Here is a 13,811-nt window from a genome sequence, read left to right as displayed (position 1 = left end):
CCACCAGAGTCCGCCACCACGGAATTGCTGTCCTTCTTCCTGGCTACCCCTACGTCTGTTGCTGAGCGTAGTGGTAGACGGTGCCGTCGGCCACGCCCAATGGCCTCCTGTTTGGTCAGGGCCAGCGGGGGGGGCGAGGGCTATGCAGTCAACGAAACCCACTTCTAGTACCGCTCGCCCGGCCGCTACGAGCACCTCAACCGACTGGGCAACTACTCCGTCACTACCCCCGCCCACCTGGGCCCGCTACACCGGCGCCCCCTACGCCATCCCGGCGACCCAATCGCTTAGTGTGTAAATCCGCCCGTTTGGAAGAAGAACCCCAGACCGGGCGGTGGGCATTGCTCGCCGCCACGGCCTGCTTCTTCGTGCTGCCGTGGGTGGTGCTACGTCACACCAGCGTGTTGCCCTCCATTGCGGCCGGCAACGAGGCCCACCTGAAGTTGCTGTTGTGGTGTGGTGCCGACCCCAACGAACGCCCCCAACACGAAACCCCGTTGATTGCCGCGGTACAATTGGGTCGGGCCGACCTGGTGGAAACCCTGCTGCGGCATGGCGCTGACCCAAACGGTCGCAGCAGCGCCTTCATGAATTCAACGCCCGTCTTGTTCTACGCTGCCAGCTACCGGCAGACAAGCAACGCGTGTTGGGGCTGTTGTTACAGTTCGGGGCAGACTCTACCCTCACCAATGGCAGTGGGCAACGGGCTCGGTTGCCTACGCAATGGCGCTCCATGCTGCCTGCCACTCCTTAGCCTCGCTCAGCATTACAGTCTAACTACCTTGCTATAGCTTCACAACTTTTTGTGCGGTTTGGCTAGCAGCGCCCGCAACGGTTAGCCAGTAGATGCCTGCCGGTAAGTGACTCAGGTCGAGCGCGAAGGTGGGTCCGTTTGTGGTTTTGCGTAGTACTTCTTGCCCTTGCGCATTTCGGAGTACTACCTTGCTGGACTGCTGAGCGGCGGGTAGTTGCACCTGAAGCATGCCGCTGGTGGGGTTGGGATATATTGCCAGCGACGATGCAGCGCGTCCTTCCTGAACGGGCATGGTGGCCGCGCGGGTGGCTGTGACAACCGATGTGCCGTACACCTCCAACTCGTACAGCGAAAATCCATACTGAGTAGCCCGGTTGATGCAGTACACCTTCACGTACCGCCCGCGCGCATTTAGGCCCGTGTGGTCGTCGGGAGCGGCGGCGGATTTGCCCCACACATCCTTGACGGTCGTCCAGGTCACGTTGTCGGTCGATACCTGCACTTGGTAATCTTTGGCGTAGGCGGCTTCCCAGGCCAAGCGCACCCGGTTGATGGAATACGTGGCGCCCAAATCGACGTAGAGGTACTGGTTGTTGGCGTAGGAGCTCGCCCAGCGGGTATTGCCGTCGGCATCCACGGCCTTGTCGCCCGTATTTGTGCTGTTTTCGGAAGATGAAACCGAAACGGGTCGCCGGTAGGCAATGTTGGGCGCCGTGGGCGTACTGCCACCGCTGCCCCAGCCCGGCATTTCGTCGCGCACAAGTACATTGTTGGCCCAGAACGTATTCTGAATAGTAGTATTCGAGTTCTTCTCAAACACTAATTCCGACCAACCCATAAAGAAGCTCCACTTTGGTTGCGACGCTAGTAGGCTCGGGGAGGGTAGCACTTCGCACTCACCGATGGCAATGGGCTTGCCGCCGGCCGCGTTCAGCATGGCGTTGTATTTGGCTGTGGAGTAGCCCTGACCATCTGTGTAATACATATCCAGGCTCAGTACGTCCCAGTAGCTGCTGCCAGGGTTGTAGTTGGCCAAATCCGAAGCTAGGGAACCGAAATCCTGCACGTTCCACACCCAGATGAGGTTGGTCAGGCCCTTGGTGTTGCGCAGGTAGTCGTGGGTGATTTGGTAGAGCCGGGCCGTACCGTTGGGGCCGGGCCGCCCGGCCCACCAAAACACGCCCTGGTTCATCTCGTGCAGCGGCCGGAACAGCACCTCCACGCCGTTGTTCTTCAGGTCGTGCAGGTAGGGCACAATGGCGTCCAGACGAGCCTTCCAGTTGCGGTTGAGTTGGGTGCCGTCGGTAATCAGCTCCTGCCACTGCGCGTTGGTGAGACTGCTTTTGATGCCCCCCTCCCATTGGCAGGGCTCGGCCTGGGTAGGCGGGCAGGCGTGAAACATCAGGTTGATGAGCGCCCCTTGCGCCCACTGCGCCTTGGCCTCATTGGTCATGGCCCACCGGTTGTTGATTTCGCTTTGCTCGAACAGAAAGTCACTGCTCCACAGCGCCGGGTACTGACCCGTGATGGCCTGCACGCGGTTGGTGTAGGTGCTGGGGGTAGCAATAGGCTGGCGGTTGTGCATGCCGGAGGCCGTGCGCGTGCCACTAATGCTATACAGAAAGTTCAGGCTTTTGTAGGCCGTTTGAGCCACAGCGGCCGTGCTACCAGCCAGCAAAGCGCCAGTGAGCATTAGAGAGTAGAGAGTTTTCATACGAGTGGGAGTTGGGGTAGAAAGTGTGATGAGGTAGTGCGTAGTTGTTTCCTGTGACCATCTTCTAGCCGCCTTTCACAGGCAGATGGCAACAGACTTTTTTCTATCTGGAAGCTTTCACAAGCAGTACCAATTCCTGTCTCGGATCCAGCATTACATCAGGTAAGGTCAGCTGCTCGCGTTTCAGCTCAAACCGGGTGAGCTTGCTATACTGCCGGGTGGTAGGCGCGAAGGCCTGCACCACGAGGTTTTTACCGCGGACATCAAAGTAAACCGGCACTGTGGCCTTGTTCAGGCCGTTGTTGAGCAGGTACACAAAGTAGGTGTCGCCGCAGCGCATGCCGAAGCTCTGTACCGTACCCGAGGTTACCGCAAACGGCTCAAACTCGCCGTGGCCGGCGGCCAGCATCTGGTCGCTGATGGTGCGCGCGGCCCGGAAGTAGGGCGTCATCTGCTGGTCGTCGAACAGCTCCCACCACCACGTCATGGGCAGAATGGGGGTAGGGCTGAACAGGCCATACCACAGACCGCGTTTGTAGTCGTAGTTGAAGCCTTCCTTGTAATTAGGGTCGGCGTCTTCCCAGCGGTAGCCAAACTCGCCCACCACGTAGGGCTTGCCGTAGGTTTGGATGTAGCTAGGGTAGATACCCGGAATCTTCTCGGTGTGCTTGTAGATGTGCTTCTGGTTGAAGTCGATATAGGCGATGGAGTTCAGGCCCAGAATGTCGCGGTGCGAAATGCTAGTGGTGACCAAGTGCTGGTAGGGGTCGATGTCTTTGAGGTAGCGACTCATCTCACCGTGCCAGAGCGTCACGGCGTCGTGCGGAATCAGCAGGCTATCCTGCTGGGTGAACACGGCGTTGTCGATTTCGTTGAAAAACTCCCACGCGCCAATGTGGGTGCTGTAGCCCCAGCGCGCCACCACGTAGCGTAGCTTATCCTTGTACTTGGCGCGGGCGGCGGGTAGGGTGAAGAACTCGGTAGGCGTGCGGGCCGGGCCGCCGTTGAGGCGGTTGTAGGGACTGTTGCGCCAGCCGCCCTGCTCCATCAGGTGGCCGTGCCAGTCGAAGGTCAGCATGAAATATAGCCCCAGCGAGTCGGTGAGGTGCACCAACTCGTCCATACGCTTAATGGCGCCGGGGTTGAAGTAGTCGGTGGTGTTGGTGTAGCGCTTCGTGGAGCTGACTTTCTGCCACTCCAGCGGCAGGTTCCAGTAGCACATCCAGGTGCGAAAGAAGTTCGCGCCGTTCTTGGCTAGGGTAGGCAGCAGATAATCATAGGTCCATTTCTGATTCTCAAACGAGCGCGCCTCCCACCCCACGTTCTCCCCGATTCCCCGAAACAACTCCCCGTTATCAAAGCGGAAAGTATATAGGTCGTTGGCGTGCAGAAAGCCGGGGTTCGTGCTCGTTGCCACCGTAAAGCCGTCAATGGGCTTCTCCTCCGTTTTACCCTTCTGCGTCAGCCGCAGCAGGCCCGTGTAGGAACCCACCTCGCGGGGGGCAAACCGGGCCTTCCACGCCGACGCCGCGCCGTTGTTGCGCTCGAAATAGCACGGTACCACCACGGGCATGCCGCTGGGCGAGGTCAGCACCAAATCCAGCGTCACCTCCTGCTGGCGGTAGGGATTCTGAAACTGCTGACTCAGCACAATATCCCACTCGGCCTTCTCATACCGCTGGATGGTAGGCGTGCGCAGCACGGCTTGCCCGATAACTTTTTGGGCATAGCCCGCCCGTGCCGACAGCAGCCACAGCAGCGTCAGCAACACGAAGTTGCGGTGTATCATGGTGTTTGGTTTACACGCCCTATCTTCGGCTGATAGCCGCTTCGGGGGCTATTTCCACTGCGGCATTTCGTCGCGCGTGAGCACGCGCGGCGCGTTATAAATGCGTTTGATGGCGTCTTCGGAGTTCTTTTCCTGCACCAGCTCGGCCCAGTCCATAAAGAATACCCAGCGGGGTTGCTTCGCCAGCAGTTCGGGGGTAGGCAACACTGCGCACTCGCCAATGGCTATGGGCTTGTTGCCCACAAGGGGTAGGATGTAGTCGTACCACGACTGGTCGTAGCCATTGTCATACACGTCGAAGGCAAACACGTCCCAGTACTGCGGGCCGGGGTTGTACTGGGCAAAGTCGCGGCTCATGTCCTGCATATCCCACACCCAGATTAAGTTGGTCAGGCCCTTGGTTTTCTGCAAGTAGTCGTGGGTGATTTGGTAGAGGCGGGCCGTGCCCTGGGGACCGGGCCGCCCACCCCACCAAAATTTCCCCTGGTTCATTTCGTGCAGCGGCCGGAACAGCACCTCCACTTGCTTATCCTTCAGGTACTGCAAGTACACGGCAATGTCGTCCATGCGCGACTTCCACGTCTTGTTCAGCGGGGTACCGTCGGTAACCAGCTCCTGCCATTGGGCATCGGTGAGCAGCTGGTTGAGCAGGCCCGGGTCCCAGCCGCAGGGCTCGCCGGAGCCGGGCGGGCAGGCGTGCCACATGATGTTCACCACCGCGCCCGCCTTGTACTGCCGCTCGGCCTCCTGCACCATCTTCCAGCGGTTGTCGATGTTTTCCTGCTGAAACAGGAAATCACCGCTCCACAGCGCCGGGTATTTGCCGGTGGTCCGGTGGATATAATCGGTCCACTTGGTCGGCTCGGCGTTAGGCTCCTTGTTGTGCTGCCCAGCCAGGGTTTGCTTGCCCGAAATGCGCTGCAAGAAGGGTAAAACGCGCCTGGATTGAGCAAAAGCGCTGGTATGAAGCAGACAAAGGAGAAGGAGCGTTCTTAGGGCGTGGGTGTGCATGCGGGCGAGCGTTAGGGAGGTAGGGCGGCGCGAAAGGCAAGTAGCTGGTTAGTTTACTTTCTGCAACATATACCACGTCGTTTTGGCGCCACCTAGCTCTTTCTTGTTGCCGTCGCCGTTCCAATCGATGTCGTAAGGCTGCACGTTGAAGGGTATTTTCAACGTCGATTTATCGGCATTAAACTCGATAGCAACGGTTTTGGTCTGGCCCGTGGCCTGCCCGCCGGGACTGAACGTGATGGTATTGGCCGTGAAATCGCGCACAAACGTGCCCTGGTTTTTGGGTAGGCGGCGGAATTTGTAGTTGTAGTCGGTGCCCTTGTAATTGAAGTCGGCAAAGGCGCCATCGGGGCCGGGGCTGTGGGTGTAGGTGCCCGTGATTTTACCGTCGGCCGTCACACCGGTCGTCGTAAATTCCAGCGTATTATCGTTTTCCTTGGTGGCATCGGCCATGTTGCTGGCTACGTTTTTGGTGCCGTTCCAGCCCCAGCTTTCGCCCTCCCCAATGAAATACTGAAACTGCATGTTGGTCACCTTCCACGTGCCGTCCATATCCGATTGGTAGTCTTTCACTTGCACCGTCCACTCCCGCGTCTGGCCCGACTCTGAGGTGACCGAATACGTTTTGGTGCGGTTGCCGGTGGCAAAGTTTACTGCCTCGCCCGAGGCCGGCGATACGTGGGCTTTGTACGATGTTTCGATGCGGGGCACTACGTTGGTCAGGTCGGTGCCCCGCACCACGTACACCGTGACGGTGCCGGTTTCGGGGGTGCGAACGATGTCGGCTACCCCAATTTGCCCTTTGTCCAGAGAGAAAACGGTGATGGCGCGCTCGTTGCTTTCAATGCCTTCGAAGGGGTCGTCGGTGCAACCACTCAGGCAGCTTAGGCCCAGTAGCATACCAGCCCCTATAGTTGTGATTCGCAGGTTCATAACGTGGGTGGGTTAGAGGTTGGGGTTGAGGTCGGTTTCGCGGGTAGGCGTGGCGAAGAAGTAGGCGTTGTCGGGCTGAATGGTCTTGCCGTATTTCTGCACCAGCACTTCTTCCATTTTGTGGGTGCGGCGCAAGTCAAACAAGCGGTTGCCCTCGAAGGCCAGCTCCCACGCCCGCTCCTGAAGAATGGCGTCGCGGAAGGCCGTCACGCTCAGGCCGGGTTGCAGGTTGGCGAGGCCCGCGCGGGTCCGGATGCGGTTTACGGCCGCGTAGCCCTCCGCCGTGGGGCCGCAGGCTTCGGCGTACAGCAGCAGCACGTCGGAATAGCGCAGCACAGGGGTATTGGCGCTGGTCTGTTCGCCTACCTGCTTAGGATCGAGATACTTGCGGGTGAAGGGCCGGCTGTAGCCGGTAATGCTGAGCACCGTTTCCTTGTTGCCCACGTACACGCGGCTCGGAATCAGCTCGGTTTTGCGCTTGTCGTCCGCCGCAAAGCTGTTGTAGAGGGCTGGCTCCGTCACGAAGTGATTGTAGCCGGAACGCACGCTGGTGCTGTCGGCGAGCTTGAACACGGCCCCGTCGATGTAGGGAATGAACATCAGCGGCAGCTTGGAGTAGTTGCCTTCCGAGAGGCCCGAGCGGTCGGTAGCCACATCAAAAATGTGCTCGGGCCCGTTCTTTTTGTCCACGTCGAAAATGGCTTTGAGGCTGGGGTCGAGGCCGTAGCTGCCGCTGTTGGTCAGCACGTTGCCGGCGTAGGTTTTGGCCTCGGCGTAGAGCGCATCGGCATTGGGCACGAAGTCGTAGCCGGGCGAGTTAGTGGCTTTGCCCGAGGCCAGCGTCAGGTCCACCTTGGCCAGTAGGCCCCAGGCCGCCACCTTGTTGGCGCGGCCATCGCGGCGCACGGCATCGGTCAGCTCGATACTCTTCTTGAGGTCGTCGGTAATCAGGGCATAGATTTCCTGCATGGTAGCCCGCGCCGAGCTGGTCTGGTCCAGCGACGTAACGGGCGTGGTGTGCACGGGGGCGGCCCCAAACAGCCGCACGATATTGAAGTAGTGCAGCGCCCGCAGGAAGTGCGCCTCCCCTACCAGCTGGTTACGGCTGGCGTCGCTCATCTCCGTAATGCCTGGCACGTTGGCAATGACGGCGTTGGCGCGGTTCACGCCGATGTAGGCGTAGCGCCAGGCGGTGGTCAGCTCCGGGTTGTCGGGGCGCACGGCCAGGCGGTCAAACTCAAAGTTGCTGGCGCCGGCGTCGGGCTTCAGGGTAATGTTTTCGGTTGGCAGCTCCGTAATCAGAATGAAGTTGCGGGAGTAGTACTCAATCTCCGGCAAGATGGCGTAAGCGTACACCAGGGCCGCGTTGGCGTCGGCCTCCGTTTTGTAGAAGTTGGTGGTGGAGTTGAAGCCGTAGGGCTCTTCCTCGAGCGAGCAGCCTGCCAGCAGCGCGACGGCCGCGGCCAGGCCCAGTTGAGTGATGCGTTTCATGGGGTGGGGGCTGGTTTTTAGGTTTCGGTTGTTTGTTTTTGGCTGCTGGAAACACAACTACAGCGGTACTCTACCAGCTAAAAACCAAAAACAAACAACTGTAAACCAATCAGATACTTAGATTCCAATGTTTACCCCCACCGACAGAGCACGGGGCCGGGGGTAGGACCCGTATTGCAGGCCATTGTAGGGCACCTCCGGGTCGAAGCCTTTATGGAAGCCCGTGAAGGTGTAGAGGTTACTGCCCGAGAAGTAGATCCGCAGCGTTTCCAAGCCTTTTATCAGGTTGGACTTGAAGTTGTAGCCCAGCGTCACGTTCTGGATGCGCATAAACGAGCCGCTGGTCACAAACCAATCGGAGCCGTAGTAGGCGCGGGTCGCATTCACGCTGGGGTAGTCGTTGGTCGGGTTATCGGGCGTCCAGCGCTGGAGCTGGCGGCTGGGCGAGAACTTGCGCATGTCGAACACATCGTTGCCCGACACGCCGTAGAATTGGGCCGATAAGTCGAAGCCCTTGTGGCGCAAGCTGGTGTTGAGGCTGTAGAGAAACTTGGGGTTGGGGTTGCCGATGATGGTGCGGTCCTGATCGTTCACGGCGCCGTCGCCGTTCAGGTCCACGTATTTAATCTCGCCGGGACGGGCCATGTCGCCGGTCAGGCCCGAAGCCCTACCCTCCTCCACAGTTTGGATGATGCCGTTGGTTTTGTAGCCGTAGAACACGTTGATGGGCTCGCCCACGATGTAGGCATTCACCGGCGCGCGCAGCATTTCGATGCTGCTACCATTCCACACGAAGTTGTCTTCGCCCATGCTAATGAGTTTGTTGCGGTTCAGAGTGAAATTGCCGCCCACGCTCCACTGCACCGGGCCGTTCAGGATTTCGGCGTTCAAGCCCAGCTCCACGCCTTTGTTTTCAATCACGCCGTCGTTCACCCACAGGCGGTCGTAGCCCGAGGAAGGCGTGATGTAGGTCTGGCGCAACAGGTCGCGGGTACGCTTGTAGTACACGTCGGCGCTGAGCGTAATGCGCTGGTTCAGGAAGCCCAAATCCAGGCCGGCATCGAGTTGCGAGGTGGTTTCCCACTTCAGATCGGGGTTGGGCACGCCCTCCCAGATTTTGTTGTAGCCATCGTAGCCAAAAATGCCGGGGCCGAAGCCGGTCTGAAAGCTGCCGCCCGTGTAGTAGCGACCCGCGCCCAGGCGGTCGAGCGTCTGGTAGGGGCTGATGCCCTGGTTGCCGGTCAGGCCGTAGCTCACGCGCACCTTTGCTTCCGAAATGGTAGGCACAGCGCGCAAGAAGGCTTCCTCATTCAGCTTCCAGGCCACGGCGGCCGAGGGGAAGAACGCCCACTTGTTGTTGGCCCCAAACTTCGAGGAGCCGTCGGCGCGACTGGTAAAGGTGAACAGGTAGCGGTCGAGCAGCGAGTAGTTGACGCGGCCGATGTAGGAGTTCAGCAGCGACTTGGTGAGGCCGTTGGTGGTGTACTGCGTGAGGGCCGTGTTGAGGTTCTCATTTTCCAGCGCATCATTGATGAATCCTCTACCCTCCAGCCGCGACGTGCGGATATTAAATGACTGCGCGGTATAGCCGGCGACAATATTCAGATTATGAATCTGATTGAAATTTTTATTGACGGTAAAATAATTTTCGTTCAATAATTCATTACTAGAATAATTATCAATTACGCCAAAGCCATTATATAGATACCCGGTATTGGTAACGTTGCGCGGTTCGTACACATCGCCAATTGAATTACCGTACTTATCGCTCAGCTGCGTCCGGAAATTCAGCCATTTGGTAATATCATAACTCACGAACAGCGTGCCGAGCACGTCAATGGTTTTGTTCTTATTCAGCACCTCGTTGGCGTAGGCAATGGGGTTGCCGAAGTCGCGCGGGCCGATGCGGAAGTAGGTGCCATCGGGGTTATAGATGGGGAACACCGGCGAGCGGTCGGCGGAAAGGCTACCCCCGTTGCGCTGCGTATGGGTCAGGATCAGATTGACGCCGGCCGTTAGCTTGTCGGTCAGCTTCTGCTCCAGGTTCAGGCGGCCGTTGTAGCGGTCATAGTAATTCTTGATGGCCAGGCCTTCCTCGCGGTAATAGTTGCCAGACATGGAGAACTTGGTGCGGTCGGTACCGCCGGTGGCGGTCAGGGTGTAGCTCTGCGAGAAGGGGTTGCGGTACACCTCGTCGGGCCAGTACGTGCGGTAGGGCCAGGCGGGTTTGTTGGGGTCTTCGCCTCGCAACTCAGCCACCGAGGGGTAGTAGGTTCCTAGGTAATTCTCGCCCACAAACAGCGGCGCCAGCCCAGCATTGCGGCGCGATTCGTTATCGATAACGGCCACGTCCACCGGGTCCGACCATACGTCCAGCTTGCTGGGCAGGGTCGAAAGGGTGTTCAGCGTGCTCAGCGTGATGCTGGTTTTGCCGGCCTTGCCGCGTTTGGTGGTAATCAGAATAACGCCGTTAGCGCCCCGGGAGCCGTAAATAGCCGCCGAGGAAGCATCTTTCAACACCTCAATGCTGGCAATGTCCTCGGGATTGATTTGCTTGAGATTTCGGGCATCCCCCCACGGAAAACCATCCACCACTAGCAGCGGACTGTTGGATCCGTTGATGGAACTAGAGCCACGAATGCGAACTGTGGCATCGGCACCTGGCTCGCCGGAAGGCATTACTACCTGTACACCTGCAATCTTACCCTGTAATAATTGTTCGACAGATGCAGCAGGCTGCTTGTTCAGCTCGCTGCCTTTTAGCGAGGACACGGAACCGGTCACGTCGCTCTTCGCCACCGTGCCATAGCCGACCACCACTACCTCGTCCAGGCTCTTGTTATCCACTTTCAGGTTGGCATCCAGCACCGATTTCCCGCCGACGGGCAGCTCCAGCGGCAGGTAGCCGATGTAGGAAAAGGTGAGCACCGCATCGGTTGAAGGCACGGCGATGGAGTAGGCGCCGTCGGCTTGGGAGGCGGTGCCGTTTTGGGTGCCCTTCACCAGCACCGTCACGCCGGGTAGGCCTTCGCCGGTTGTCGCGTCTTTCACTACGCCGCGCACCGTCAGCGTTTGTGCCCAGGTAAATGCTGGCAACAGCAACAACCAAAACAGAGAAAAAAGGTACCGCTGTCTCATATACGTTGTGTCAAGTGTAAAAGAAAAGTTGAGTGGGAGTTGGGTCAGGCGAGCAATAGTTTTTTTAAAAAAAAACTATTGTATTCGAGTGCGGCAGCAATACACTTGCTACATCTACTTATAGGTACCGCATAGCTATTATTTCACTGCTATTCGCTGATTATTATTGATAGCGAAACAGCAATAATTAATTAACGAAGAGGTAATACAAACATACTATTTACCCTTCTCTGATAATGATACTTTTTTATCAATTACTTGCCATTAAAGCGCTATTCACAAGTTGCAGGCCTACTCGTTGTGCCAACAAAAGCCACCGCTCAACAAGCGTTGTGCGCTGGTAGCTACCGTATTTCCACTCGCTTTTAGAACGCGGCAGCAGCGGCCCCCGAGGCGCCGGCTTGGGCGTAGCGCATTGATTCATTTTTGCACCGGCGGCTCACTTCCAGGCAGGCGCGGGCGTTGTGGTAAGGGCATTTCCAGAAGCCTGCCTTGTCGTGGTCGGCCATGGGGCGGTAGTCGTCCCACACCCCCCAGCGCCACTCACCCAGGTCGAAGTCCAGCAGGTGCTGGCGGGCAAACTGCCAGGCTTTGTAGGAGTGCTCCAGCAGCGTAGCTTCGTGGGTAAGCTGGTAGGCGTTCAGGAACCCTACCATGGCCTCCGCACTCACCCACCATTCGCGGTGGGTGTCGAGGTGGCCGGTTTCGCAGTTTCGCTCGTGCGGGAGGCTGCCGTCAGGGAGTAGAGCAGCGGCTGTGGCATTGGTTAGCGCTAGGCACGCCGTTTTCACTTGCTGTAGCAACTGCTCGTCGCCGAGCACTTCGGCGGCTTCCAGCAGCAGCCAGGCCGCTTCAATATCGTGACCGTAAGAAATCAGGTCGACGGTAGGCGTCCAGTCGCGGGCGAAAAACAGGCGCAAGTGGCCCGTTTCGGCATCCATGATATGGGTAAGGAAGGTAGCGAGCAGTCCGTGCAGGCGCTCGGCCAGGTGGGCATCAGGCCAGCTGCGGTACAGATTGGCGTAGGCCTCCAGAATATGCAGGTGCGTATTCATGGTTTTAGGCGCGTTGTGGTCCTTCTCGCTCAGGCGCAAATCCTCCAGTAGCTCCCCCGTGCGGCTAAAGGCTTCGAAGTAGCCACCGTACTCGGCATCGTAGCTGTGCTGCTCAATCCACTGAAACAACGCCTGGCTAACTTCTAGGGCCTGTTGGTTTTGCGTGGCCAGGTAGTATTCACTTAACCCATATAGGGCAAAAGCCAACGCGTAGATCTGCTTGCGGGTATTCAGGGGCTGGCCCTGAGTGTCGAGCAGCCAGTAGATACCGCCATATTCGGCATCCATGAAATAATCGAGCAGGTAGCGGAAGGCGCGGGTGGCCGCCTCCCGGTAGTCGGGACGGGAGGTGTAGCGGTAGGCGGCCGAAAACGTCCACAGGATGCGGGCGTTCAGAATGCCCCCTTTGCCGGCCGCGGGGTCTACCTCGCCGGCGCTGCTCATCTGCCCAATAAAGCCACCGTGCTGGTGGTCCACGGTTTTTTCCAGCCAGAACTGCGCGATGCGGGCTAGCTCGGCCTCCATTTCCCGCTGGTAGGCAAGCAGCAGCTCTGGGGAGGTAGAGGGTAGGGGCTGGCTCATGCTCCTACCCCGTTATAAGACGGCACGCTCGTTAGCTGCGTCTGCTCCAGGTATTTTACATTTCTGTCAATCAGCTCGTTGATCTGTCGAACGGAGGCTGCCGAGGTAAACTCATCGGGGGGCGTATGCAGCACGTAATCTACCAGCTTGTCTAGGGTAGAGGTAGCCACGTGGGTGCGCGTGTCGGAGGAAGCGTAGTAGATAAATACGGTGCCGTCGTCGTCCAAGATCCAGCCGTTACCGAATACCACATTCGATACGTCCCCTACCCGCTCCTCGCCCTCGGGCGCCAGGAAGTAGCCGCCGGGTTTGTGCGTTACCTGGTCGGGTTGGGCTAAATCGGTCATGAACAGGTAGAGCACATAGCGCAGACCAGCGGCCGTGTTGCGTACGCCGTGGGCCAGGTGCAGCCAGCCTTTGTCGGTTTTGAGCGGGGCCGGACCCTGGCCGTTTTTCGCCTCGTACACCGTATGATACCGCTTGCGGTCCACGATGCCTTCGTGCGGCACCACGGCGTTTTCCATCGAATCAGCGAGGCCGAAGCCGATGCCGCCCCCCGCACCCGCCTCAATAAAGCTGTCCTGCGGACGGGTGTAGAGCGCATATTTGCCCTGCACAAACTCGGGGTGCAGCACCACGTTGCGCTGTTGGGGGGAGGGCGTTTGCAGGTCGGGTAGTCGCTCCCAGGTCACTAGGTCGCGGGTGCGGGCAATGCCGCACTGCGCTACCGCCGCCGACTCGTCGCCGGGCCGGGCCGCGGGGTCCTTGCGCTCGGCACAAAACAGGCCGTAGATCCACCCATCCTCGTGCTGCACCACGCGCATGTCGTACACGTTGGTAGCGGGTTCGTCGGTATCGGGCATGGTAATGGGCCGCTCCCAGAAGGTGAAATTATCGATGCCATTGGGGCTTTCGGCCACCGCAAAAAACGATTTGCGGTCCAGCCCTTCCACCCTAGCTACCAGCAAGTATTTCCCATCGAGCTTGATGGCGCCCACGTTGAAGGCCGCATTCACCCCTATACGCTCCAGGAGGTAGGGGTTGGTAGCGGGGTTGAAATCGTAGCGCCAGCAAAGCGGGGCGTGCTGCCCCGTGAGCACCGGATAGCGGTAACGGTCAATAATGCCATTGCCAAGGCCTTGCTTTTCGTTGGGGCGGGTCAGCAGCGTGCGGTGGAGGTTTTCCAGGTCGTGGCGGCGTTGATGGAAGCGGTTTTCCATGGCAGAAAACAAAAGTTAAGCGAGAAAATAACGGGTGGAAATAGGATGGGTGGGGGCAATAGCACGCTCTTTTCCATAGGGTTGGCACCGAGCCTACGCGGGGAACCAACAGCTCAAAATCAAA

9 protein-coding genes are annotated in these 13,811 nt (G+C 58.6%); 1 reads left to right on the top strand and 8 read right to left on the bottom strand.

What is annotated here, in order from left to right; all coding sequences use genetic code 11:
• Positions 1-308: 308 nt before the first annotated feature.
• Positions 309-791: an ankyrin repeat domain-containing protein gene (locus H8B15_RS16230; RefSeq protein WP_187320704.1), complete on the top strand. Its 483-nt coding sequence runs from the start codon at positions 309-311 to the stop codon at positions 789-791.
• Here H8B15_RS16230 and H8B15_RS16225 read toward each other — a convergent pair.
• The 8 genes from H8B15_RS16225 to H8B15_RS16190 all read right to left on the bottom strand — a co-directional run bounded on the left by H8B15_RS16225 (position 786) and on the right by H8B15_RS16190 (position 13,687).
• The gene (locus H8B15_RS16225) at positions 786-2,468 is read right to left on the bottom strand and encodes a glycosyl hydrolase (RefSeq protein WP_187320703.1); all 1,683 of its coding nucleotides are present in this window, start codon (positions 2,466-2,468) and stop codon (positions 786-788) included. The two genes, H8B15_RS16230 and H8B15_RS16225, sit on opposite strands and share 6 nt — an antisense overlap.
• A 103-nt stretch (positions 2,469-2,571) precedes the next feature.
• Positions 2,572-4,257 (bottom strand): DUF5060 domain-containing protein, encoded by a 1,686-nt coding sequence (locus tag H8B15_RS16220; protein ID WP_187320702.1) that lies wholly within the window; start codon positions 4,255-4,257, stop codon positions 2,572-2,574.
• Between the two features lie 48 nt (positions 4,258-4,305).
• Positions 4,306-5,268 (bottom strand): glycosyl hydrolase, encoded by a 963-nt coding sequence (locus tag H8B15_RS16215; protein ID WP_187320701.1) that lies wholly within the window; start codon positions 5,266-5,268, stop codon positions 4,306-4,308.
• Between the two features lie 48 nt (positions 5,269-5,316).
• Positions 5,317-6,201, bottom strand: coding sequence for a hypothetical protein (locus H8B15_RS16210; RefSeq protein ID WP_187320700.1), 885 nt, complete (start codon positions 6,199-6,201; stop codon positions 5,317-5,319).
• A 12-nt stretch (positions 6,202-6,213) separates the two neighbouring features.
• On the bottom strand, positions 6,214-7,692 hold the full coding sequence (locus tag H8B15_RS16205) for a RagB/SusD family nutrient uptake outer membrane protein (RefSeq protein ID WP_187320699.1): 1,479 nt from the start codon (positions 7,690-7,692) through the stop codon (positions 6,214-6,216).
• Positions 7,693-7,809: 117 nt separating this feature from the next.
• The gene (locus H8B15_RS16200; protein WP_187320698.1) at positions 7,810-10,788 is read right to left on the bottom strand and encodes a SusC/RagA family TonB-linked outer membrane protein; all 2,979 of its coding nucleotides are present in this window, start codon (positions 10,786-10,788) and stop codon (positions 7,810-7,812) included.
• Between the two features lie 407 nt (positions 10,789-11,195).
• Positions 11,196-12,467, bottom strand: coding sequence for an AGE family epimerase/isomerase (locus H8B15_RS16195; RefSeq protein WP_187320697.1), 1,272 nt, complete (start codon positions 12,465-12,467; stop codon positions 11,196-11,198).
• Positions 12,464-13,687 carry a glycoside hydrolase family 130 protein gene (locus H8B15_RS16190; protein WP_187320696.1) on the bottom strand — a complete coding sequence of 408 codons (1,224 nt, stop codon included), beginning with the start codon at positions 13,685-13,687 and terminating at the stop codon, positions 12,464-12,466. The genes H8B15_RS16195 and H8B15_RS16190 overlap by 4 nt, the downstream gene beginning before the upstream one ends.
• Between the last annotated feature and the right edge of the window lie 124 nt (positions 13,688-13,811).

It is taken from the genome of Hymenobacter citatus (assembly GCF_014333615.1).
GTDB lineage: Bacteria > Bacteroidota > Bacteroidia > Cytophagales > Hymenobacteraceae > Hymenobacter > Hymenobacter citatus.
The sequence above is the reverse complement of the archived record's forward strand: the minus strand, read 5'-3'. Positions and strand labels throughout refer to the sequence as shown.

Excerpts from the sequence above, each read along its gene's own strand:
- H8B15_RS16225 (WP_187320703.1), bottom strand. The coding sequence starts at position 2,468 with ATGAAAACTCTCTACTCTCTAATGCTCACTGGCGCTTTGCTGGCTGGT.
- H8B15_RS16220 (WP_187320702.1), bottom strand. The coding sequence starts at position 4,257 with ATGATACACCGCAACTTCGTGTTGCTGACGCTGCTGTGGCTGCTGTCG.
- H8B15_RS16215 (WP_187320701.1), bottom strand. The coding sequence starts at position 5,268 with ATGCACACCCACGCCCTAAGAACGCTCCTTCTCCTTTGTCTGCTTCAT.
- H8B15_RS16210 (WP_187320700.1), bottom strand. The coding sequence starts at position 6,201 with ATGAACCTGCGAATCACAACTATAGGGGCTGGTATGCTACTGGGCCTA.
- H8B15_RS16205 (WP_187320699.1), bottom strand. The coding sequence starts at position 7,692 with ATGAAACGCATCACTCAACTGGGCCTGGCCGCGGCCGTCGCGCTGCTG.
- H8B15_RS16195 (WP_187320697.1), bottom strand. The coding sequence starts at position 12,467 with ATGAGCCAGCCCCTACCCTCTACCTCCCCAGAGCTGCTGCTTGCCTAC.
- H8B15_RS16190 (WP_187320696.1), bottom strand. The coding sequence starts at position 13,687 with ATGGAAAACCGCTTCCATCAACGCCGCCACGACCTGGAAAACCTCCAC.